Source organism: Priestia endophytica DSM 13796, from assembly GCF_900115845.1.
In the GTDB taxonomy this organism is placed as follows: domain Bacteria; phylum Bacillota; class Bacilli; order Bacillales; family Bacillaceae_H; genus Bacillus_I; species Bacillus_I endophytica.
This window is the reverse complement of sequence record NZ_FOXX01000006.1, coordinates 145,487-167,050: the sequence shown is the minus strand read 5'-3', so window position 1 is coordinate 167,050 and position 21,564 is coordinate 145,487. Positions and strand designations below refer to the sequence as shown.

At 35.7% G+C, this 21,564-nt stretch carries 24 protein-coding genes; 10 read left to right on the top strand and 14 right to left on the bottom strand.

The window, feature by feature from the left end; translation table 11 throughout:
• Positions 1-12: 12 nt before the first annotated feature.
• Together BM012_RS13135 and BM012_RS13130 are read right to left on the bottom strand one after the other, a co-directional pair.
• On the bottom strand, positions 13-1,068 hold the full coding sequence (locus BM012_RS13135; RefSeq protein WP_061805390.1) for a DUF5105 domain-containing protein: 1,056 nt from the start codon (positions 1,066-1,068) through the stop codon (positions 13-15).
• Between the two features lie 466 nt (positions 1,069-1,534).
• Positions 1,535-2,179, bottom strand: coding sequence for an SDR family oxidoreductase (locus tag BM012_RS13130; protein WP_061805389.1), 645 nt, complete (start codon positions 2,177-2,179; stop codon positions 1,535-1,537).
• 686 nt (positions 2,180-2,865) lie between these two features.
• Here BM012_RS13130 and BM012_RS13125 point away from each other — a divergent pair.
• Positions 2,866-3,138 (top strand): hypothetical protein, encoded by a 273-nt coding sequence (locus BM012_RS13125; RefSeq protein WP_061805388.1) that lies wholly within the window; start codon positions 2,866-2,868, stop codon positions 3,136-3,138.
• Between the two features lie 27 nt (positions 3,139-3,165).
• Here the strand turns inward: BM012_RS13125 and trhO are convergent, their stop codons facing one another.
• Positions 3,166-4,134, bottom strand: coding sequence for an oxygen-dependent tRNA uridine(34) hydroxylase TrhO (gene trhO / locus BM012_RS13120; protein WP_061805387.1), 969 nt, complete (start codon positions 4,132-4,134; stop codon positions 3,166-3,168).
• 202 nt (positions 4,135-4,336) lie between these two features.
• Between trhO and BM012_RS13115 the strand changes: the two genes are divergently transcribed.
• Complete coding sequence (locus BM012_RS13115; protein WP_061805386.1) at positions 4,337-5,878, top strand: SMI1/KNR4 family protein; 1,542 nt, start codon at positions 4,337-4,339, stop codon at positions 5,876-5,878.
• 46 nt (positions 5,879-5,924) lie between these two features.
• Here the strand turns inward: BM012_RS13115 and BM012_RS13110 are convergent, their stop codons facing one another.
• Positions 5,925-6,980, bottom strand: a complete 1,056-nt coding sequence (locus BM012_RS13110; RefSeq protein WP_061805385.1) for a lactonase family protein — start codon at positions 6,978-6,980, stop codon at positions 5,925-5,927.
• Between the two features lie 107 nt (positions 6,981-7,087).
• Positions 7,088-7,819 (bottom strand): MurR/RpiR family transcriptional regulator, encoded by a 732-nt coding sequence (locus BM012_RS13105; RefSeq protein ID WP_019392141.1) that lies wholly within the window; start codon positions 7,817-7,819, stop codon positions 7,088-7,090.
• Between the two features lie 169 nt (positions 7,820-7,988).
• Between BM012_RS13105 and BM012_RS13100 the strand changes: the two genes are divergently transcribed.
• A complete protein-coding gene (locus BM012_RS13100) occupies positions 7,989-9,317 on the top strand; it encodes a 6-phospho-beta-glucosidase (protein WP_061805384.1) in 1,329 nt (442 codons plus the stop codon).
• 298 nt (positions 9,318-9,615) lie between these two features.
• On the opposite strand, the gene BM012_RS13095 is transcribed toward BM012_RS13100, so the two are convergent.
• The 4 genes from BM012_RS13095 to BM012_RS13080 all read right to left on the bottom strand — a co-directional run bounded on the left by BM012_RS13095 (position 9,616) and on the right by BM012_RS13080 (position 12,624).
• Positions 9,616-11,079, bottom strand: coding sequence for a sodium:solute symporter family protein (locus BM012_RS13095; RefSeq protein WP_061805383.1), 1,464 nt, complete (start codon positions 11,077-11,079; stop codon positions 9,616-9,618).
• The gene (locus tag BM012_RS13090) at positions 11,076-11,276 is read right to left on the bottom strand and encodes a DUF3311 domain-containing protein (protein WP_061805382.1); all 201 of its coding nucleotides are present in this window, start codon (positions 11,274-11,276) and stop codon (positions 11,076-11,078) included. Before BM012_RS13090 ends, BM012_RS13095 begins: the two co-directional genes overlap by 4 nt.
• A gap of 122 nt (positions 11,277-11,398) precedes the next feature.
• Positions 11,399-11,860, bottom strand: a complete 462-nt coding sequence (locus BM012_RS13085) for an Imm6 family immunity protein (RefSeq protein ID WP_061805381.1) — start codon at positions 11,858-11,860, stop codon at positions 11,399-11,401.
• Between the two features lie 14 nt (positions 11,861-11,874).
• The gene (locus tag BM012_RS13080) at positions 11,875-12,624 is read right to left on the bottom strand and encodes an AAA family ATPase (RefSeq protein WP_061805380.1); all 750 of its coding nucleotides are present in this window, start codon (positions 12,622-12,624) and stop codon (positions 11,875-11,877) included.
• Positions 12,625-12,753: 129 nt separating this feature from the next.
• On the opposite strand from BM012_RS13080, the gene BM012_RS27240 reads away from it, so the two are divergent.
• The 3 genes from BM012_RS27240 to BM012_RS13065 are packed head-to-tail and all read left to right on the top strand — an operon-like array spanning position 12,754 to position 14,552.
• Positions 12,754-13,029, top strand: coding sequence for a MerR family transcriptional regulator (locus BM012_RS27240; RefSeq protein ID WP_074842826.1), 276 nt, complete (start codon positions 12,754-12,756; stop codon positions 13,027-13,029).
• Positions 12,974-13,750, top strand: a complete 777-nt coding sequence (locus BM012_RS13070; protein WP_061805379.1) for a VOC family protein — start codon at positions 12,974-12,976, stop codon at positions 13,748-13,750. The genes BM012_RS27240 and BM012_RS13070 overlap by 56 nt, the downstream gene beginning before the upstream one ends.
• Positions 13,751-13,808: 58 nt before the next feature.
• Entirely contained in the window at positions 13,809-14,552 is a 744-nt protein-coding gene (locus tag BM012_RS13065) for a uracil-DNA glycosylase family protein (protein ID WP_061805378.1), read from the top strand.
• A gap of 23 nt (positions 14,553-14,575) precedes the next feature.
• On the opposite strand, the gene BM012_RS13060 is transcribed toward BM012_RS13065, so the two are convergent.
• The gene (locus tag BM012_RS13060) at positions 14,576-14,755 is read right to left on the bottom strand and encodes a hypothetical protein (protein WP_061805377.1); all 180 of its coding nucleotides are present in this window, start codon (positions 14,753-14,755) and stop codon (positions 14,576-14,578) included.
• 446 nt (positions 14,756-15,201) lie between these two features.
• On the opposite strand from BM012_RS13060, the gene BM012_RS13055 reads away from it, so the two are divergent.
• The 4 genes from BM012_RS13055 (at position 15,202) to guaC (ending at position 18,112) form a co-directional block, all read left to right on the top strand.
• Positions 15,202-15,450: an HPr family phosphocarrier protein gene (locus BM012_RS13055; RefSeq protein ID WP_061805376.1), complete on the top strand. Its 249-nt coding sequence runs from the start codon at positions 15,202-15,204 to the stop codon at positions 15,448-15,450.
• A gap of 45 nt (positions 15,451-15,495) precedes the next feature.
• Complete coding sequence (locus BM012_RS13050) at positions 15,496-16,122, top strand: RraA family protein (protein WP_061805375.1); 627 nt, start codon at positions 15,496-15,498, stop codon at positions 16,120-16,122.
• A gap of 234 nt (positions 16,123-16,356) precedes the next feature.
• Complete coding sequence (locus BM012_RS13045; RefSeq protein ID WP_061805374.1) at positions 16,357-16,740, top strand: sortase; 384 nt, start codon at positions 16,357-16,359, stop codon at positions 16,738-16,740.
• Positions 16,741-17,125: 385 nt separating this feature from the next.
• Positions 17,126-18,112 carry a GMP reductase gene (guaC, locus tag BM012_RS13040; RefSeq protein WP_019392130.1) on the top strand — a complete coding sequence of 329 codons (987 nt, stop codon included), beginning with the start codon at positions 17,126-17,128 and terminating at the stop codon, positions 18,110-18,112.
• A gap of 39 nt (positions 18,113-18,151) precedes the next feature.
• Here guaC and BM012_RS13035 read toward each other — a convergent pair whose 3' ends face one another.
• The 4 genes from BM012_RS13035 to BM012_RS13020 all read right to left on the bottom strand — a co-directional run bounded on the left by BM012_RS13035 (position 18,152) and on the right by BM012_RS13020 (position 21,426).
• Positions 18,152-18,487 carry a hypothetical protein gene (locus tag BM012_RS13035; protein ID WP_061805373.1) on the bottom strand — a complete coding sequence of 112 codons (336 nt, stop codon included), beginning with the start codon at positions 18,485-18,487 and terminating at the stop codon, positions 18,152-18,154.
• Positions 18,488-18,496: 9 nt separating this feature from the next.
• Positions 18,497-19,204 carry a hypothetical protein gene (locus tag BM012_RS13030; protein WP_064505030.1) on the bottom strand — a complete coding sequence of 236 codons (708 nt, stop codon included), beginning with the start codon at positions 19,202-19,204 and terminating at the stop codon, positions 18,497-18,499.
• Between the two features lie 632 nt (positions 19,205-19,836).
• Positions 19,837-20,208, bottom strand: a complete 372-nt coding sequence (locus BM012_RS13025; RefSeq protein ID WP_061805371.1) for an Imm6 family immunity protein — start codon at positions 20,206-20,208, stop codon at positions 19,837-19,839.
• Between the two features lie 243 nt (positions 20,209-20,451).
• The gene (locus BM012_RS13020) at positions 20,452-21,426 is read right to left on the bottom strand and encodes an ADP-ribosylglycohydrolase family protein (protein ID WP_061805370.1); all 975 of its coding nucleotides are present in this window, start codon (positions 21,424-21,426) and stop codon (positions 20,452-20,454) included.
• Positions 21,427-21,564: the final 138 nt, after the last annotated feature.

The following is a 21,564-nucleotide window of genomic DNA, read 5'->3' as shown; positions in this document are numbered from 1 at the left end:
TTACTCTCCTTATTAAAGCAGTCCTTCACCAAATGCTGTGTTAAAATCTTTTACGGCAGATGAGTCAATTTCCCATTTTCCGTCTTTTAGTTTTAAGTCAATAGTCATGTCGTATGAACTGTTCTTTGCATCTGTATCTTCCATAATTTTATCAAATTTTGTAACTGCATATCCATAAGCGGCTTCTCGATCATATGTTGCATTTTGTTCCATGTACTCCTTAGCATAATCCCCTAGAGCATCATAAACGTCGGAAAGAGAAACGCTTGAATACTTTAATTTTACTTCTGCTTTATCCTTTCCTCTTGCTACAACTTTTGGTTCTAGTTTTGCCTTTTCTGCAAGCGTTGCTTTATAAGTGTCATACATCTTATTCATTTCTGAGTCATCTACACTTGTCCCACTAGTTGCTGTGCTCATTCTATCAACAAATACTTCTTTTGCTTGTTCTTCTATTTTCTCTTTATCTGCTGAAACTAGTTTGTCATAGTTTTTATCTTCTTCACCAAAGTAAAGAGTTTTCACATATGCTTCAACAGCTTTTGCAGGATCTTGAAGCGACTCAAAACTATCATCATATTTCTTTGTATCTAGCTTAAGCATCACTTCTTCAGCTTCATTTCCAGCGTCTTTTGTTGTTGGTTTTAAACCAACTTCATAGCTTTTATCTTTCTCAACGTTAAAGTAGTACTTTACATTCTTAACTTTTTTGCCGCCAATAGTGCCGCTATTATCATCATCTAAGCCTACTTCTGTATCATATACGCTTTCAGGTTCTATTTGCTCGTCCCCATCATAAAGCTTAACTCCATCATATGAATCAAGCATGATTGAGGAATTTGTCTTGTTTTTAACTTTCACATCGACCTCAAGAAGACCTGTTTCAGAGTCTACGGATTGACCATCGTCCTCACTTGAAATTACATATGCCGCATCTTTAATTGTTGCTTCAATAACATCACTCTTAGACGAAGATCCTTCTTCTTTCGAACTTGAATCAGATCCACATGCAGCTAAACTTAAAGCTAGTGCCAAACTCATTCCTACAACACTTAATTTTTTCCACATCCCACGTTCTCCTCCTGTTACTTAAAGCACAATTCCTCACCTGAAATTGCCATATGTATTTTTTAATTCTTTTCACTCTTTTATGTATCAGCGCTGAATAAGAGCTCTTAAAAACTTCTTTTTCCATAATAAGTAACAATTGGGGGCTGGTCAAGGTAAATCATGTAAGCAAATTTACTTATTTTTCATATATTACTTCCTTTTATAACCTATATAAAAACCATTTTTTATAGTGTAAAATACCCAAAAGAAGGATATACCTCTCCTTTTTACTAATATAGAAAATTACGAACATTTATTGCTATAATGGGGTTTATAGTTATTATTTCCCTTAACATTATTCTTTTTCTATAAAAGGATGTAAATAGATTTTTACATAGTCCGTTCGATCTATTCTTTTTTTGCTTATTTTTCAAAAAAAAAAAGAGAGAAGGACACCTCCTTCTCTCTTTCTTAGCCTTTTTACTTATAAAGAACGTAGTGCTTCTGAAATGTCTTGCTCTCCAGAAATTAAATCAAATCCGCGCTTAAACGTTGCTTCTTCTGTAAGAGCCGTTACAACTGTTTTTGCTACATCTTCACGTGGAATAGATCCTCTTTCTAGATTTTCCGAAACTTTAACTTTACCTGTTCCAGCATCATTTAGAAGGCCTCCTGGACGAACAATTGTATAGTTCAGTGAACTGCTTTCTAATACTTTATCTGCATAATGCTTCGCAACATAGTATGGGAGTAAGTTTCCGTTCCAATTTTCACGATGATGGGCTTGAAGAGCACTTACCATCACAAAACGTTCGATTCCAAGCTTTTCAGCTGCTTCTATAGATTTTCCCGCGCCGTCTAAATCTACTAGAAGAGTTTTATCCTCTCCTGTACTTCCACCTGAACCTGCTGAGAAGATAAATGCATCGCAATCTTTTCCTGCTTCTACAATCTCATCTACTGTGCCTTCTAGACTTGCCACAACAGCTTCAACGCCATTATCTCTTAATTTTTCAGCTTGTTCTTCTTTGCGTACCATTGCACGTATGCTATGCTCTTTACTGTTTTGAAGAAGTGGTACGATATGTTGTCCAACTCCTCCGTTAGCGCCGATAAGTAATACTTTCATATGTATCAAACTCCTTTATCTTTTATTTCTTCTTATTATTTCAAAAGGATGATAGGTGAGCAAACAATCTGCTTTAGATTGTTAACTTCCCTCTAATAACGAATTTTTTCTCTTTTTCTTATTCCCTAAATACGGTAAAAAAAACCTTTTCTACACTTTCATTTTCATGAAACGTTACTTTATTCCTACGCTTACATTTTTAAATTCCTACTTTTTTAACTTGGATGGAATACCTCATTTTAATAAAATTGGATAATATAAGATAATTCTAAACCTTATTATAAAGTGACAGAGTGCAGTGTGCGTAAAAAGATTTATGGAAAGAACGGACAAGAAGAGCGTCTAGAAACTCCTTCTTCAAAATGGAAATAGTGAAAAAGAAACTTAACGTGAGCTTCTTTTTTAGTGCCGTAATCATTTTAGTTGCCCTTTTTGGAGCGTATACTGTATTTTACGGTCAGTAAACAAAGCGTATTTTCTATATATGATAGAAAGTACGCTTTGTTGTTTCCCCACCTCAAAATACAGGTATAGAATTTATTTACCTCTTTTGTACACCTCTTTCCTTTTTTATCATACATATAAAGAGTGATTTTTTATTATTTTATTTTCGACAACTTTTGAGTGACTTCTCTATTGATCTTTTGTAAACTTTATTACAACAATGTAAATAAGGAGGCTATCTTATGAGAATCCAAGATTTCATGCTTCAACCTGACTATGAACTTGTTCAATTTTCTTTCTCCTTAGTACGCGACGTAGAACAAAAACTTCGTTCAAAACATTTATTCTACGAAAATCAAGTAAAGAACTATGTAAAAGACCAAATTAATGCCTTTATTATAAAAATGAACGTCAAAAAAGCCCTAAGTACTGTGTACAAAGCTGAACTTCATATGCTTGTTAAACATCGTTTAGACGTCTTAACACAGCGCTATAGCTTACTTAAATGTGTATAAAAAAATCCTCCTAAAAAGGAGGATTTTTTATTTCGCTGCTGCTTCTTCACGTTCAATAACAGCTAATCTTTCTTGAATTTCTTCTTCTGAAAGATCGTGCTCTTTTACATATAAGTTTCTTGGTGTCACACGACATTCGTGCGTGCAGCCGCGCATATATTTATGTTCATTTTCTTCTGAACAGATAATTTGCTTGTTGCATTCTGGGTTTGCACAATTTACATAGCGCTCACAAGACTCGCCTGAAAAGTAGTCTTTCCCAACAACAACGTGTTCTACTCTGTTAACAGGAACTGTTAGACGCTTATCAAATACGTAGCATTGTCCATCCCAAAGTTGCCCTTTCACTTCAGGGTCTTTACCGTACGTTACGATTCCACCATGAAGTTGAGAAACATCTTCAAATCCTTCACGTACAAGCCAGCCTGAGAATTTCTCACAGCGAATTCCGCCTGTGCAATACGTTAAGATTTTTTTACCGTCAAGCATTTCTTTATTTTCTTTGATCCACTCAGGAAGCTCGCGGAACGTGCGAATATCCGGACGAATCGCTCCTCTGAAGTGACCAACATCATATTCATAGTCATTACGCGCATCAATAACAAGCGTATTATCATCTTGCATTTGCTCATAAAATTCTTTTGGCTCAAGATATTTTCCTGTTAATTCATGTGGGTTAATATCTTCGTCAAGCTGAAGATTTACAAGCTCCGGACGATAACGAACGTGCATTTTTTGGAATGCATGCTCATCTTCTTCATCAATTTTGAAGACCATGTCTGCGAAACGTGGGTCCGCATGCATTTTTTTCATATATTGTTCAGTCTGTTCGACTGTTCCAGAAACAGTTCCATTAATACCTTCATCAGCAACTAGAATACGACCTAGTAGCCCAAGTTCTTTACAAAACGCTAAATGCTCAGCCGTAAACTCTTCTGGATTTTCGATTTTTACGTACTGATAATAAAGCAATACTCTATATTGTTTGTTTTCCATAGTTAAAACATCCTGTTCAATTGTAGATTTGGTTGCAAGCCAACGCTATCCATTATACAACAAAACCCTTCATATTGGAAACGACTTATTTTAAAAATGTAGTTATCAGCTATTCTTCTACCACTATCCACCACCTTTTCACTATTTATGGAAATGATTATTTATTGTATGATGAAAAGAAAAAGATAAAGGAGAAACCGGTATGAATGCTCTTATGAAGGATCTCGAACAAGAAATGACCCCTTTATTTTCTTCCTTTCTTAATCCTCCTGCCTCAGAGGAAAAGATAAAAGAAGTAGAAAAAGAAATTGGAGTTACGTTTCCAAACGAACTTCGACAACTATACCTTTATAGTGATGGAGAAAGAGAAAATGGGCCAGGTCTTTTCTTTGGTCTGCCTTTTCTTTCATTAGATGAGCTTCTAGAAGAATGGAGGGTATGGAAAAGTATAGGGACTGATTTAAATGAAGAAATTGATTCTTACTCTGTGCCAACTGGCTGGATAGAAGAACTATATACAAATTCTAAATGGATCCCTATTAGCAAAGATTTCGGTGGCAATAATATGGGAGTTGACCTCTCACCTGATGTGCAAGGAATGAAGGGCCAAATTATTAATTTTGGACGAGATGAAGAAACAAAATATGTTATTGCCCAAAGCCTTAATGACTTTCTTCGCTTTATGTTAAAAACCATTCAAAGCGGAAATTATACGATATATGATGAAGAAGACACGGTATCCTGGTCATATGGAGAAAGCGGTGGCGATCATTTTTTTGATGAGCTGTCTGATATGAGTCTCCCTGTACTTCGTCCTCAGTTTGCTTCTACATCACCAAATGAGCTAGAAAAGTGGTATAATTCGCTTAACTCATCATGGAGAGAAATTGTTGATGAAACGTCTTTGTCTCCACAACAGTTTATAAAAAGCAAACAACTTTATTTTCTAAGAGGGCCAAAGGTAAATGACCTTTCACCTCTTTCTCTTTGTACAGAAATGAAAGAGCTTATTTTAAGTGGGAATAATGTGAAAGATTTAAGTCCTCTTGTAGGGATGAACGGGTTAAAAAAGTTATTTTTAGCACATACTCCTGTTGAAGATGTAAGATCAATCAGTCATCTTCCTCATTTAAAAGAATTAAACGTAAGCGCAACAGCCTTAAGAGATTTATCACAGCTTGCTTCATTTCCAGCCTTAAAAACGCTTCACATAAAAGAGATGGGACATCTTAATTACAGCGGTCTTTCACATCTATCCATTCAGTCTCTTTTCGTTTCTATTGAAAACGGTGAGCAACTTCATGCGCTCTCAAAAATAAAGACATTAAAACACCTGTCTATTTCAAGCTTACAAAATGTAAAACAAGAAGAAATAGAAGTTCTTGAACAACTAACAAACCTTCAAACGCTTGAGATTTCAGAAGGATCTTTCCTGCATCTTGACTTTATGAAGAAGATGACTAAACTGAAACAGCTTACTTTTTCTGATTGTATTGTAAAAGATGCCGAAGCATTAGCAACTCTTCCACAACTTAAAGACTTAGAGGTGAGAGGTTCAGAAATAGTGAACCTAGAAAAAATTGCTCGTTCTTCTTCTCTTACAAAATTTTCGGGATCTTTTCAGCAGTTCAATCTTTTGAAAGACCTTTTCAGCCAAAAAGTTGATTTCTCTACGCTCATTGGTGAAGCATCAGCGGAAGAAGAAGACATTTGGCATCATTATTTAAATGACCAACACAAATAAAATCGGTTTTGGGAGGAATCCCAAAACCGATTTTTACTTTTTATTCTTATTGTGGAAGTGTCGCAAATTTCACACATACCGGCTCTGGAACAGTTACATCTTTTTGCAGAAGGGAAAGTCTTCCTGTTTCTTCATCTCTTCTAAACAGAACAAGATTGTCTGATTCTTGGTTTGAAGCGACCACAAATTCTCCTGTTGGATCTAATACAAAATCACGTGGCCATTCTCCTTCTGTTGACGTATGTTCCACAAATGTAAGCAATCCTGAATCACCGTGAACTTTGAATACAGCAATGCTATTGTGACCACGATTTCCCGCATAAACAAATCGTCCGTCGTGTGATAAATAGATAGCGCTTCCTTGATTGTTCTCCGTAAAGTCTTCTGGAATAGTTGAAATGTATTGAAGCTCTGTAAATGCACCACTTTGTTCATCATAGCGAAGTACAATAACTTCTGAGCTAATTTCTGTCATAACATATGCATACTTTCCATTCGGATGGAATGCAATGTGACGCGGACCGCTTCCTGCTCTCGTAGAAAGTGTAGCTACTTGTTTAAGTTCTTTACCTTCTCTTACGTATGTTACAATTTGATCACTTCCTAGATCAATAGCAAGTACATATTTTTCATCAGGTGTTCGTCCTGCATAGTGTGTATGAGGCTTTTCTTGTCTTTCATGTGGACCAGATCCCTCATGCGCAACAATATCAAGTGCAGGATTTACAGTTCCATCTTGTTCATTAACTTCATATAGTTCAATTGTGCCTTTATGATAGTTTGCTGTATAAATTTCTGTATTTTCAGCATTTGTTGTTACATGACAAGGAGGTGCTCCTTCTGCTGTTACTGTATTAAGTTCTTTCAGTTCTCCTTCGCCAATAGCATATGAAGCAAGTCCACCTTCTTCACCTACTTTTGCTACAGAGTATAAATATTTCTCATCTTTACTCAATGTTAAATATGTAGGATTATCCACATGTGCCGCTTCCTTCACAGAAGAAAGCGTTCCATTTTCCACATCAAGTGTGAAGGAATAGATTCCTTTACTTCCCCTTTTTGTATATGTACCAACATAACCAGTAAACTTCTTGCTTTCCATGTAAATACTACCTCCCCAAAATAATTGATTTCTTTTATTGTAAATGACCTTTTCCATTGAGACAACGTTCAATTTGCTCAACCGTACACAATTGAAAGAAAAAGCTTCTAATTTTCTGCTCTTGTTGAAACACGGTGTACCTCACGCGCCATCTCCTCTAAAAGATAGACAACAGGCATTTGTGTTGTAATATTTGCCCCATTTATCCATTCTTCGTTTACATAATAAGAAATATTCACATCAGCCATCTTGCTCATTGTGCAATGTTTGTTATTCGTAATACTCACAATATGACTTCCGCTCTCTTTCAACTGATGAATGTGGGACACAGTAAAGCTAGTTTCTCCTGATACAGACAGAGCTATTGTTGTACTATTATGTAAAAAATTTGCCTGAATAGGCATATAAGGATCTTTTACATACATAGATAACTTTCCAATACTCGAAAAATACCGAGCGCCATATTCAGCTAGAATACCCGAGCTCCCTGTTCCAATAAAAATAACGTTATCACAACTTGTAATAAGATCGACGGCTCTCTTTATTCCTTCTTGAAAACTCTCAATTCTTTCTACAAATTCAGAGAGGGCATATTGACTGCTTTTTACTTTAACTTCCTGAGATTGATTTAAATGAAGCTTCAATTTCACTTTAAACTCCGAAAAACCTTCACAGTTTATTTTCCGACAAAATCGTAAAATAGTGGATGTTGAAACATGCGTCTCATTAGCAAGATCGCGAATTCGCATATATACGACCTTTTCCCCGTTTTTACAAATGTAGTTATATAAAGCAGTTTCAAGTTCATTAAATGAAGAAATCATTTCACTTGAAAACATTTTCTCCCCCCTTTCCTTTTAAGAATAGCATGAAACATGGTGTTTCGGAAATGTAACAAATGCCTTTTCATGGCATAAAAATCTAAACACCCTCCCTCTATTTACTCTCTTTTAGTAAAGCGATTACAATTAATTATGAAATCAACTTTAGTTATTGGAGGTTTTCATAATGTCAAAAGGAATTAAAATTGTAACTATTGGTGGAGGCTCAAGCTATACACCTGAATTAGTAGAAGGTTTTATTAAACATTATCATGAATTGCCGCTAAGAGAGCTTTGGCTTGTTGATATAGAAGAAGGAAAAGAAAAACTAGAGATTGTTGGCAATCTCGCAAAACGCATGATTGCAAAAGCTGGATTAGATATTGAAGTTCATTTAACTCTAGACCGTAGAGAAGCATTAAAAGATGCTGACTTTGTTACAACACAGCTTCGCGTTGGTCTTCTTGATGCTCGTGCAAAAGATGAGCGCATTCCATTAAAACATGGCGTATTAGGACAAGAAACGAACGGGCCAGGTGGACTTTTCAAAGGCCTACGCACAATTCCTGTTATTTTAGACATCGTGAATGATATTGAAGAATTATGTCCAAACGCTTGGCTCATTAACTTTACAAACCCAGCTGGTATGGTAACTGAAGCTGTTCTTCGCTATAGCAACCATAAAAAAATTGTTGGCTTGTGCAATGTACCAATCGGAATGGAAATGGGGATTGCTAAATTACTAGACGTTGATCATTCTCGCATCTCTATTGATTTTGCTGGTTTAAATCATATGGTATATGGACTAGACGTTTATTTAGACGGAGTTAGCGTAAAAGAAAAAGTAATTGAAAAGCTATCAGATCCTGAAAACAGTAGCTTTGTGAAAAACATTGAAGGACAAGAATGGGAGCCTGGGTTCCTAAAAGCTTTAAATGCGCTCACATGCCCATACCACCTGTACTACTACAAAAAAGAACAAACGCTGCAAAAAGAGCTTAAAAACTTTGAAGAAGGCACAACGCGTGCGGAAGTTGTGAAAAAGCTAGAAACTGAACTGTTTGAACTGTACAAAGATGAAAATCTAGCAGTAAAACCACCTCAGTTAGAAGAACGTGGTGGTGCTTACTATAGCGATGCAGCTGTTCGCTTAATTTCTTCTATTTATAACGATAAGCGAGATATTCAACCTGTTAACACAATCAATAACGGAGCAATTCCGTTTATCCCAGCAGAATCTGCTGTTGAAGTAAGCTGCGTTATTACAAAAGAAGGGCCTCGTCCTGTTGTGAACGGTGAAATTCCTGTTGCTGCTCAAGGACTTGTTAGCCAAATTAAATCATTTGAACGCGTTGCAGCAGAAGCTGCTGTAACAGGAAGCTATGATAAGGCTCTTCTTGCCTTAACAATTAACCCGCTTGTACCATCTGATAAAATGGCTAAAGTCATTTTAGATGAAATGCTAGAAGCGCATAAAGATTATTTGCCAAAATTTTTCACACGTGTTGAAGCTTAAATAAAAGACGGTCTGAAATTAATTTCAGACCGTTTTCTTTTATGAGTACTGGATTGTTAAAAGATAGATTCTCTAACGTTTTGACTCACTGCTTAAGAGCTTCTTTTTGAAAAAAGATTTTTCCGTTCAGCTTAATATAAAGCATTGTTGGATCCTCTTTTAACAGAGCTTTATCTTCTCTTGAAATGCCTAGAAAGTAATGTACATCCTTTTCTTTAATAAGTTCGTACTTACAAGATTAAGTAAGTTTTGTTTATAAAAAATCCCTCCATTTTACAATGAAGGAATTAAGGATATATTATATGTTGTTTTGCTTTTCATTTATCTTTTTCGTCATTAAACTTACAAGAATCGTTACAATTATGTTAATAAATAATGCAATAAATCCAATATTTAAATCTTTTACTCCCTGAGGTATGTTGGGGAACAATGTCGCAATCGTTGTTCCACTTAGCGTGATGTAAGTTACAGTAACAAGTCCAACAATAATACCTGTTGCTGCTCCTTGCTTTGTTACAAAGTTGCGTTTTCTCAAACTAAAAATCAAACTTGGAAAAAGCTGTGTCATAATGTTATAGCCCATAAGTGAGATTGTGGCGAGAGTTGTTCCTTCATTTAGCGTAAAATAAACCGAAATAAGAGCAATAAAAGGAACAAGCGTTTTAGCTAATTTAACAACTCTCTCGTCAGGGGCAGACGGAACGAATACTTTATAAACATTTTTTGATAATAGCGTTGAAGCGCTGAGCAAAATCATTGAGCCAGGCACAAGCGCTGTTAGTAGCCCTGCACCTCCGATGATTCCAATGAACCATGGATCAAACGTCTGAATCGATAAGCTTAATAAAGCTAAATCAACGTCTCCCCCCTGCAAGCCCGGAACTTTTAAAACAGCTGCATATCCTACAAAAAAGACAAAAAGAAGCATCAGTGTATAAAGCGGACTAATAATCGCATTTCTACGAAAGACTTTTCCACTCTTTGCTGTATATGTTGAACTAAATACTTGTGGCCACATGTAAAAACCAAGCACAAGTAAAATAACGGTTGAAATAAACCAAGACACGCTATAGCCTTCATCTGGTAGCTTTAAAAGCTCAGGCTTTGCACTGTAAATGGCTTGAAACATATCATGATAGCTTCCATAATAATGAAGGGGTAGATACACTCCTAAAAATCCAATAATACCAACCATCATAAAATCCTTAATAACCGCTGTCCACGCAGAACCATGAATTCCCGAAATCATCACATACACCGTCAGACAAATCGCTCCTACCCAAACGGCTGTTGAGAGAGAAATAGCTCCATATGAAGCTTGTGAAACGATAATTCCAAGCCCTTTAAGCTGAACAACAATAATAGGAATCATCGCAATCACACCAACGATTGCTACTAGCACACCTAAATAAGGGCTTTTATATTTACTTACAAAGAAATCTGATTGAGAAACTAAATTATGTTCTTTAGCATATTTCCAAATGCTTGGAAGAAGCCAATATGAGAGAACATAAGAAAGCGTAATATAGATCATAACGTACAAAGCAGGCGTTCCTTTTCCATACGCCCAGCCGCTTCCTCCTAAAAAGGAAAACGTTGTATAAATTTCACCCGCCATCAGTAGAAAAACAAATATTCCACTAAAGCCGCGGCCTGCTACTGTCCACTCTTCTAAGTTCATTTCTTTTCCCTTTGAAGAACGGATACCTAAATAAAGAGCTAAAAGTAAAAATGCTAAAATAATAAAAAGTGCCAAATTCATTTTTCTTCCCCTTCCCGGTTTCGCGGGTCTAATTTGTACATAATGCCTAGAATGACTGATGTTAACACTGTCCATAAGGCCATCCAAAACATATTAAAAGGTAACCCTAATACAAAAGGCTCTATTCTGTTTACAAAGGGAAGAAACCCTAATATAGCAATAAAGGGTACAAGCGAAAGTAAATAGATCTTTCTCATCCAGAAAACCTCCTTATCACAACTCATCCCCTATACGATCTCTGTTGTATGGGAGTAACTTTTCTATTATAAAACGAATTTTAAAAACTAAAAAGAAGAATTGCTTGGCATTGTAAATTTTTTTATGCAAGAAATCTTTCTACCTCAGCAATAGTTTCAGCCACTATCTTCTGATGACTCGGATCAAGAGCATAAAAGCTCGCCAAAAAATGTTCGATAAACTCTTCATCAATGCTTTCAAGCGTTTGGGGAACATACTGCTGTCCCTCATATGCATAGGCCCAATAAGCAGCATACGCTACTGTACTCACAACACAGTCCCAAACCTGTTCAATTTCCTCTTCCATATCTATATACCCGATATAAATAAATAAACCTGACTCATCGCTTCCATCCTCAAGCATTGAGTACAGATCATCTCCTTTTTCTCTTTGAACTTTCGACCACTCCGCACAGCGTCTAAGCGCTCTTTTTGCTTCTGCATACCCTTCTCTCCCCCTTAATCGATCTACAACCTTCTCACTTAATAGAACTAAACAAGCAACTTGCCTCCTTGGACTTAACGTTAAAAAACGCTCTAGCATATTAAACCTTCTTTCTATTTTGTTTCGTCTTCTTCTGTCAGTAAATGATAAAGCATTCTTTCGCGGTTTTGTAAAAAATAATGTGTAATTTGGTAATGATCTGTCATTTCATAAGATATTTCCTCAAGAGCAGAAGAATCAAAATTCAAGATAACTCCCTCTGGATAGCCTAATAAAATAGGAGAATGTGTAGCAATAATAAATTGTGCATTCCCTTTTTTAGAAAGATCATGAATTATTTTCAGTAATGCAAGTTGTCTTGCTGGGGAAAGTGCTGCTTCTGGTTCATCTAAAAGATAGAGAGCTTTCTCATCAAAACGATGTGAAAAAAGTGAAAGAAAAGCTTCTCCATGTGACTGCTCATGTAAAGATTTTCCTCCGTACGCTCTAAAAACATCTTGATCAGGATTTTCTTTCTGTAGAATATCAAGATAGGTGGCAAAATTATAAAATGATTCTGCTCTTAAAAAGAAACCATTCGAGACTTTTGGCATCCATGATAGGCGAATATATTTATCTAATATAGGTTCTTGTTCATACGTGCTGTACTGATTATTTTTAGCGCCTCCAGAGAGATGAAATCCACAATTTGACGCAATAGCCTCTAATAATGTGGACTTCCCAGATCCATTTTCTCCCACAAAGAAAGTTACGCACGTGTTAAAATCGAGCTCTTCAAGCGCTCCAATGACCGGAATTGAAAAAGGGAACTGCTCAAAACTAGGCACTTTATGACGCAGTAGGCTTACTTTCTTCAAAAACATAACTACTCTTCCCCCCTATTTTTTCTTTCATTTTAATAGCAATGTAGAAAGAAAGACAACTATAATCAAATACACTTTACCCCAAAATTAGGCATATATTGTATACTAATAGAAAGGGTCGTGTTAAGGATGTATTCCATTGGAAAAGCGGCTTCACTCCGCGGCACTTCTGTAAAAACAATCCGCTATTACAGCAAGATTAAACTTCTAGAACCTTCATTTATACATAACGTAACAGGAGATCGTTACTATAGCTATAAAGAACTTGAAAAACTACAGTACATTCTAGTTTTAAATTTATTTTATCGTTTTAGCACAAAGCTATTATTACTTAAAAGGAGACCTATCAATGATTACTCACTATTCCGATGTCCAGCTCCATACACTATCCATTCAAGGTGTTAAACAAATTTATAAAGAGCGTCTTCACTTCCCTATCATTTATGAATCTTCAACATTTATTCGTTTTCAGATCAGCTCTTATGCAACGCTAAGTTTTAAAGAAGCATACACTCCTGTATCACCTGCTCATGTCGCGTTTCAAGTGCCATATTCGCTCTTCTATGAATCCGCATCTTTTTTAAGTCAATCCCATTTGCTTCTCCTTCAGCAAGAAAATGGTGAATATATTGATGATGAGAACGGACGAAGAAACCTTTATTTCCGAGACGGGGACGGTCATCTTTTAGAAATTATTGCTCATGAAAGGGTTGACGAAACAGTCCTAAAACCGTTAGGAGATCTCCGTATTATGTACATCCGAGAAGTCGGTTTCCCTGTTGCTTCTGTTCCTGTTTTCAGAGAGTGGCTAAAAAATAAACTGAGTATGAAAACAGAGCGAGATCAAGATGTATTTAACTTTGTAATAAGCGGAACCGCTCATGCTGTTGTTGTTTCTAAAACAAGGCCATGGATTCCGATTGCCCTAAAAGCTTTACCTCCACGTGTGGTTGTGACGTTTGGGACGCCTGACTTATCCTTTATAAAAGAACTAGGAAAGAAAGTAGAAAATGCCAAATGGGATAGTCATCTTCTTTGCTTTTCAAAAGAAGAGTATGCTTTTCAAGTACAGTTTACTCCTGACCTTCATAAAGATGTCCCAGCACAGCTTAACCTTCCGTTTTGAATGAGTGATGCTCATTCAGGGTAAAACAGAAAGAAAAAGGGTTAAAAGGTGCGACAACATGATAAAAAATATTAGCGATTACTTAGAAGAAATTTATAACTTACCTTTAAATCAATCACTCTCACGTGAGCATCTGCTTCATTCATCTTTTCTCGTCGGAAAAGAAAACAACGTTGAGATCTACTATTCTCCGCACAATGAATATATTAATCGCGAAGCAAAAATCGTTATTGTGGGCATCACACCAGGATTCCAGCAAATGAAAATGGCATATGAAACGTTGAGAAGTGAACTAGCTAATGGACATTCGTTAGAAGAAGGATTAAAAAAATCGAAAAATGCGGGAAGCTTTGCGGGAAGTATGAGAAGAAATTTAATTCACATGTTAGAAGAATGCGGTCTTCCGAGAGCGCTTGGGATAAAGGATGCTGCTTCTCTTTTTTCAACAGAACGAAACATTCTTCATACAACATCAGTTATCAAATATCCTGCTTTTTATAAAGGGAAAAACTATACAGGTTCTCAGCCTATGATTGATAGAAATAAACTTTTGTCGTTTTACGCGTATACGATATTCCCAGAGGAGCTTGCGCAGTTACCTTCTAAAGCCCTTGTTATCCCCCTTGGAAAAGCTGTTGATCGCATTCTAACAAACTTAGCCCAAGAAGGAAAAATTGCACAAGCATTCTTAACAGGTTTCCCTCATCCATCAGGTGCAAATGGACATCGTCGCAAGCAGTTTGAACAACGAAAAGAAGCGTTAATAAAAGACATTTTGCAGTGGACACAAGAAAGGGCATAAAATGGTTTTATGCCCTTTCTTTTTTATTCTAATTTTGACTTCCTTCGTTTTTTCCCCATCACAAAAGCTGCACAAATTAAAAAGAAAATCCCAAGAGCAGTTCCAATGAGCATCGCATAGTCAAAATGATGTTCAAATCCTAATCCAGCTGTAATGCAAGCGATAAATAAACATAAAAAGAATACGGTATAGCTTCTACGCATCTTACCTCTCCTTTTAAAACTTATTTCTCCCTTTTATAAGCATCCAAAATCTTTTTCATTAGTATGCTCAAAAAGCTAGAAAAAATGATGCTTCATAATATAACATATTCATTAGGATTTTTCACTCTGTGGTTTTCTTACTAAGAGATAGGAGGATAGGTTAAAAGGTGTTTCTCCCTCCCTTTATTCTCTTTTATACTTTCTTTTTATTATTTATTACTTATATTTTAGTAAACAAATTTCTCCTCTGTCTCTTTTTATCATGCTATGCTCTCTTGCCTTACCTGTTTTGTGATAAGTTTTCTTAATGGTCATTCATTCTTTTTTTCTATTTTCATAATCTATAGAAAAGATTATATAATGAACATTGTAGACATTTATAACACCCTTAGAGAAGCTAGACCGTCTAACAAAGTAGTTAACACATTTGGAGAGGCGTGTGAAAGATGACATTAAATAAATCATTGGCAAAAGTAGTCGTGGAAATTAACGAAACAGCAAATAAATTTCAATCAAGCATTGTCATTAAAACAGATGATAAAACGATTGATGCCAAAAGTATTCTCGGTCTAACGTATACAGTACTTAACTCTCAATCATTTCAAGTTGAAATACATGGGGAAGATGAAGAAGGAGCAAAACGAGCGATGTCACACGTTTTTTGGAAAAACAATCTTCCTATTGAGCTTGTCTAAATCTACATTTTTCGATTTCTACTAAACTGTACAGGGGGAAAAGGAATGGACTACATTATAAATCAGTTTAAGGAAGTACCAACAACATGTATATCAGATGCAATGGATGGTTTAAATAACTTGGACTCAGCTATCAAACCATTAAAAGAAGAGTACAAATTTGCCGGACGAGCCCTAACCGTTAAGATGCCTGTTGGAGATAACCTTGCCGTCTTAAAGGCCATACGTCAAGCAAGGGAAGGCGACGTTATTATTATAGATACAAAAGGAAACAGCTACCGTGGAATTGCAGGAGATTTTGTTGTCGGAATGATGCAAACGCTTGGGGTTAGTGCACTTGTTGTAGACGGTGCTGTTCGAGATGTTGCTGGAATTAAAGAACTGAATTTCCCCGTTTTCTGTAAAAGTACAGCTGTTGCGGCAAGCGGAAAAGCTGGTGTGGGTGAATTGAACGTTCCGATTTCCTGCGGAGGCGTTTCCATCAGTCAAGGTGACATCCTTGTTGGTGATGCGGACGGCGTTGTAGTTGTTCCCCAAAGTCAGGCGGAAACAGTGTTAAAAAAAGCGCTTCAAAAGCTGCGGAAAGATGAAGAAAGAGAACAAAAAATTTCTGGAAACCCTGAAGCTATTAAAGAATACTTAGATAGTATGATTAATAAAACAGCAAAATAACAGCGCAAAAAAACCTAGCTTACAAATTCATAAGCTAGGTTTTTTATTTCTTTTATATACAAGATGATCAAAGAGCTGTAGCTTATTGAAAAATATTTTGTTTACCTTTCGATCAAGACATTAGAAGATTAATCCGTCCTCTTATAAGAACAAGCTCCTATACTCGGCTTTGTAAACTTATAAAGCGACTAGGACAATCTTATTACTGTAAGAAAACCTAAATTCGGTAAAACTGTGGGTGTACTCTCTCTTCCTAAAATCGAAGCTGAGCTTGCTATTGTAGAAGGAACAAACAGCAATGACTTAAAAAAAAGCGTTGGTCATTATAAACAAAATGTTTATCCAAATGAAAGAGGACAAATTGTTCTATATGGACATCGTGACCCTGTTTCCCGCCGTACAGGTGAACCTAAAACTGGTGACATGCTAAAAATGAGTCTTTTATATCGAGATTTTACATACAAGATAACAAAAATAAAAATGAACTTCTTCTCACAACATCCTATCCTTTTTCTTATATTGGTCATGCACTTCAATGCTACATTATTTACGCAACACCCTTATAATATATGCATCATGTTCGAAATAGGAGGTTCGTCTTCCCCCTTCTTTTCATAAGACTATTTCTTTCCCTATTTCAAAATGATTTTTACATTTTAAAGTTAGCTGAATAAGTTTATTCTTAACGAAGATGCTAAAAAAGAAAAAACAGAAAGTGCTTCAATCTACATCACCTCCAAACTTCATTCTAGACGATCTTCAAAAATCCGAACAATACGTCTTTCCTCTCTTAATCATAGAAAGAATTAAATTAGGAAAAGAAAAGAGGAATATAGCGCTTACTTTCCTACTTTTTATGTTCAAATCTTTATAAAAACTATTATTTTATCTTAAGAAATAAAAATATTATAAAAGTTTGACAACTAACTCAAAATGAAGTATATTTTTAACGAACGTTGAAAGTGAATTTAAATATAAATATTCGTATTTAGAGGTGTAACTAATGGAAAACGTGTTTGACTATGAAGATATTCAGTTAATTCCAGCTAAATCTGTAGTAAATAGCCGTTCTGAGTGTGATACAACGGTCGAGTTTGGCGGTCGTACGTTCAAACTTCCTGTAGTTCCTGCAAACATGCAAACAATTATTGATGAGAAAATCTCTGTTTACTTAGCAGAAAACGGTTACTTTTATGTAATGCACCGTTTCCAACCAGAAAAGCGACTTTCATTTGTAAAAGACATGAAAGAACGTGGACTATTCGCATCCATTAGTGTTGGTGTTAAAGAAGAAGAGTACACATTTGTTCAACAGCTCGCAGATGAAGGTCTTGCACCAGAATATATTACAATTGATATTGCCCACGGACATTCAAATGCCGTGATTAAAATGATTGGACATATTAAAAACCTTTTACCAACTACATTCGTTATTGCCGGAAATGTTGGAACGCCTGAAGCAGTACGCGAATTAGAGCGCGCTGGCGCAGACGCAACTAAAGTTGGGATTGGTCCAGGAAAAGTATGTATTACAAAAATTAAAACAGGCTTTGGAACAGGTGGATGGCAGCTAGCTGCTCTTCGCTGGTGTGCAAAAGCCGCAAGCAAACCGATTATTGCTGATGGTGGAATCCGCACGCACGGTGATATCGCAAAATCTGTTCGCTTTGGTGCTGCTATGGTTATGATTGGTTCTCTATTTGCCGGACATGAAGAGTCTCCTGGAGAGTCTGTTGTACGAGAAGATGGCAAGCTCTACAAAGAATACTTTGGTTCAGCTTCTGAATTCCAAAAAGGCGAAAAGAAAAACGTTGAAGGAAAGAAAATGTACGTAGAGCATAAAGGTGCTCTTCAAGATACGTTAACAGAAATGGAACAAGATCTTCAGTCTTCTATTTCTTATGCTGGTGGCAATAAGTTGGAAGCCATCCGTAACGTTGATTATGTAATTGTGAAAAATTCGATCTTTAATGGTGATAAAACGTATTAATAAATAGAAAAGCCCAAGACTTTGTGTCTTGGGCTTTTGTTATTTCACTCTGCTTTTTATATACTTTATAGTAAGGAAAAAAATAGTCCCTACAATCGTATAGTTCAGTGGATTTTGAGCAATGTTTCCTTGTAAAGCTACTTGAATTAAAATCCACAGTATAAATATGACAATGACAGCTGGTAACGCAATTTTTACAACATCACCCTTTTCCGGCTCTTCCTTCTTTTTAAGGTGTTTAATCAGTAAGAAAAACATAAGAATTAAGATGAAATAGTTTAATGGATTACGAGTAACACTTACGTCTAAAGCAATTTGAAGAATAAGCCATAAAGAAAAGATGATAGCATTTGCAAATAAAACGAGTTTTGTCAAAGTGCTTCACTACCTTTTTAGAAAGCTACTTTTATCGTAACATATGGAGAAATTCCCTTGAACTTTGTGTCTGTCTTCATTTAGGGTCTTCTCTATATATCGACGAAGAGGTGTTAAAGGATTTAAAATGGTTCTGTCTACGCATTGCGTAATGGATGCCACAGAAAGCTGTGCGACAGCTAGAGAATGATTTTCTTTACTTTGTACATATAATGATAACTTCTCTTTGACTTGTTTTCTATATTCCACTTCTTCTCCACGCATAATCAGTTTAAACGTTCCTTCTAGAAGCACTGGAGTTACATTAATCTTCTTGTGATGCTCATCAGCAAACTTCTCGAGCTCTTTCATCGTTCCTTCTACTGTATCAGGATTTGTAAATAATAATATTTGCTGTTCTTCTTTTTTACATAGTTCATGGAATAATGGTGTATCAATTTTTATCACAGGAATGGAAGACGAGAGGTCATTTTGACAAAGATGAGCTGTAAAAAACGTACATGTGATTAAAATGGCATCAACTCCTGAAGTTTCTATCCAACGGATGGTATGATGAATTTTATTTTGAACATCTTCTACTGTAAAATCTCTATCTTTTGCCCGATAAGTTAGACCTGGATCAACAAAATGCACAAGTTCAATTCCTGTTCCCTTTAACGCTTCTTCGATATATTGAATATTAGAATGGTGAGCATGAAAACAGCCTAGTTTTTTCATATGAGTTGCTCCTTTAGTTAGATATTTGAAGAATTGTTTTCTATATAATAATTTATGAACAGGATGCTTTACTAACTCAATACAACTCATCCTGCCTATCATCATTATAGTACTTCCTACGCCCAACCCTTGCTTCTATTTCCTCTAAATATAAGGGAGTAATATAAGAAAGTTTGCTACACAGCAAGTTAATCATCTTTTCAGGTTCTTTCACTCGATTTAATTTAAGTAATAATGGATACTGTTTAAATTCTTCTTCTTGCTAATCATCATCTACGTAATTATAAGTGAGCTTTATACTTTCTCTTGCAGATAATATTGCAACAGTATATTCTCCCCAATAACTACTTTCGTGTTCTTCAAAGTGTACGTTTAAAATGTTTTGTAAGTCTTTCGTAATGTCATGGATATTGTCTTTAAGAATACCAAGTGTCATATATTTATTGATTGTAATCACCTTTCTTCTACTAGAATAAGCCTTCAAATATTTCCATGTTCATTAAGATTATGAATAAAAGCCTTTATTAATTTTATATCTACTTCTTTATCAGACTCCCTTGGATAATTTGTATGTAGGTAGTGTAGTAATTCCTCTGCTAAACAGTTATCTCTGTATACCTTTTTAAAATTTGCTATAAAACTTTCAATTGTCTCATCATCAACACTCTCAATTTTTTGAGGAAGATAGCTTTTTTTTCATAGTGATACGCCTCACGTATTATATAAGCTAACGCATTTCCTATGCATATCCATACTTTTTCTTTATCACAATCATCCTCAAGTTGCGTATATGTCATAATATCCTGTTCATCCATGTTTTCTAAATATAAGTAAAGGTTGTGGGCCTCTATATTTTTAAACTTTACCCATTTCCAAGCTTCCTCTAATGACTCAACCGCTATTTTATATCCAGCAGATTGTGAGATGTTGGGTATAATTGATTCAGATAGTGACAGTAGATACACTACTTTAGCATCAACACTTAAATTATTAAATTGGTCCATTTTGAATCTCTCCCAATCTATTTCCTGCCATAAACCAAAATAGACTCCTTTCTATTTATTAGAAAGTTCCCCAAGGCTTCGCTCCATCTCCGCTAATTAAATTTCCCTATTGGCACTAATATTTCTTGAGCAGTCACCATATTGCTGCTTCAGTCATAGTATTCTCCTCGGCTTGTTTTAAAGAGGTTTATCTTCCTGTTTTACCAGTTTATAAAAAATGTATTTTCTATGTTAATCTCACCATCAATACTTTCCTTCCTTCATATCTTGCTCTACTCTAGCGTCACAAAAGTCTTTGATTAACTCATCAACTTTGTCTTTTCCCACTATCTTCTCTAACCAATCTTTAGGGATGCCTTCCATCTTGTAGTGCATTCCTGCTAAAGCCCCTGTTATCGCTCCTACTGTATCTGTGTCATCCCCTAGATTAACGGCTTTTAAAACCGCTTCTTTAAAAGAAGAAGTCGTCCCTAAACACCATATAGCTGCTTCTAGAGTATGTACTACATAACCACCTGACAAAATTTCTTCTTCTGGAGTGTTAAAGAAATTATCTTTAAATATTCTTTTATAGTGTTGAAATTCTTTTTGATAAGGATGCTCTTCATGAAAAATATGATTAAAAAGAAGCTGTATATTTTGAATCGCTTTTTCAAGGGAATCATTCAGAGACATTCTAACCAACAATTCTACATAAATAAAAGAACCGACAATAGCTCGTGGATGCGCGTGTGTTATTTCCGTATATTGTTTAATGATTTTAACGTGTTTATCAAAGTCAAAATCATTATTTAACATGAAGGCTAATGGAGCTATCCTCATAATTGCTCCATTTCCATTATCATATTCAGATGTTCCACCACATTGTGCTAATGGTGTCCCTTCCTTAAAACGTCTAATTGCTTTTACAGTGGCAATCCCTATATCAAACATTTTTCCATAAGGGGTAAGGTAGCCATTCTCTTCATATTGTACAAACTTCTTCATCAAATCTAGCGGACTACCATTTTCCATTAAGGTTTCGACTAAACATAAAGTCATTGACGTATCGTCCGACCATGTACCAGGTGGCTGATTATACGTTCCATATCCCGTGACATGGTTAATATGAAAAGTACCTCTTTTTTTAAACTCTACAGGTACTCCTAACATATCGCCAATAATACCTCCGTAAAGAGTCGGTAAAATTCGCTTTTTAATAGCTATTTCTAGAAACATTCTATCATCTGCCTCCCATCGATCTGATAATCTCACTTTTATCAATCCTTTGCTTTACTAAGTTATTTGACTGTAAAAAACCCTCCCTTACACATGTGTATCCTAAAAAATCTTTAACTACCCTTAACCTATAAACAT

Coding starts and splice junctions, on each gene's coding strand:
- BM012_RS13135 (WP_061805390.1), bottom strand. CDS start 1,068: ATGTGGAAAAAATTAAGTGTTGTAGGAATGAGTTTGGCACTAGCTTTA.
- BM012_RS13130 (WP_061805389.1), bottom strand. CDS start 2,179: ATGAAAGTATTACTTATCGGCGCTAACGGAGGAGTTGGACAACATATC.
- BM012_RS13125 (WP_061805388.1), top strand. CDS start 2,866: ATGAGAATCCAAGATTTCATGCTTCAACCTGACTATGAACTTGTTCAA.
- trhO (WP_061805387.1), bottom strand. CDS start 4,134: ATGGAAAACAAACAATATAGAGTATTGCTTTATTATCAGTACGTAAAA.
- BM012_RS13115 (WP_061805386.1), top strand. CDS start 4,337: ATGAATGCTCTTATGAAGGATCTCGAACAAGAAATGACCCCTTTATTT.
- BM012_RS13110 (WP_061805385.1), bottom strand. CDS start 6,980: ATGGAAAGCAAGAAGTTTACTGGTTATGTTGGTACATATACAAAAAGG.
- BM012_RS13105 (WP_019392141.1), bottom strand. CDS start 7,819: ATGTTTTCAAGTGAAATGATTTCTTCATTTAATGAACTTGAAACTGCT.
- BM012_RS13100 (WP_061805384.1), top strand. CDS start 7,989: ATGTCAAAAGGAATTAAAATTGTAACTATTGGTGGAGGCTCAAGCTAT.
- BM012_RS13095 (WP_061805383.1), bottom strand. CDS start 11,079: ATGAATTTGGCACTTTTTATTATTTTAGCATTTTTACTTTTAGCTCTT.
- BM012_RS13090 (WP_061805382.1), bottom strand. CDS start 11,276: ATGAGAAAGATCTATTTACTTTCGCTTGTACCCTTTATTGCTATATTA.
- BM012_RS13085 (WP_061805381.1), bottom strand. CDS start 11,860: ATGCTAGAGCGTTTTTTAACGTTAAGTCCAAGGAGGCAAGTTGCTTGT.
- BM012_RS13080 (WP_061805380.1), bottom strand. CDS start 12,624: ATGTTTTTGAAGAAAGTAAGCCTACTGCGTCATAAAGTGCCTAGTTTT.
- BM012_RS27240 (WP_074842826.1), top strand. CDS start 12,754: ATGTATTCCATTGGAAAAGCGGCTTCACTCCGCGGCACTTCTGTAAAA.
- BM012_RS13070 (WP_061805379.1), top strand. CDS start 12,974: ATGATTACTCACTATTCCGATGTCCAGCTCCATACACTATCCATTCAA.
- BM012_RS13065 (WP_061805378.1), top strand. CDS start 13,809: ATGATAAAAAATATTAGCGATTACTTAGAAGAAATTTATAACTTACCT.
- BM012_RS13060 (WP_061805377.1), bottom strand. CDS start 14,755: ATGCGTAGAAGCTATACCGTATTCTTTTTATGTTTATTTATCGCTTGC.
- BM012_RS13055 (WP_061805376.1), top strand. CDS start 15,202: ATGACATTAAATAAATCATTGGCAAAAGTAGTCGTGGAAATTAACGAA.
- BM012_RS13050 (WP_061805375.1), top strand. CDS start 15,496: ATGGACTACATTATAAATCAGTTTAAGGAAGTACCAACAACATGTATA.
- guaC (WP_019392130.1), top strand. CDS start 17,126: ATGGAAAACGTGTTTGACTATGAAGATATTCAGTTAATTCCAGCTAAA.
- BM012_RS13030 (WP_064505030.1), bottom strand. CDS start 19,204: ATGAAAAAACTAGGCTGTTTTCATGCTCACCATTCTAATATTCAATAT.
- BM012_RS13025 (WP_061805371.1), bottom strand. CDS start 20,208: ATGGACCAATTTAATAATTTAAGTGTTGATGCTAAAGTAGTGTATCTA.
- BM012_RS13020 (WP_061805370.1), bottom strand. CDS start 21,426: ATGTTTCTAGAAATAGCTATTAAAAAGCGAATTTTACCGACTCTTTAC.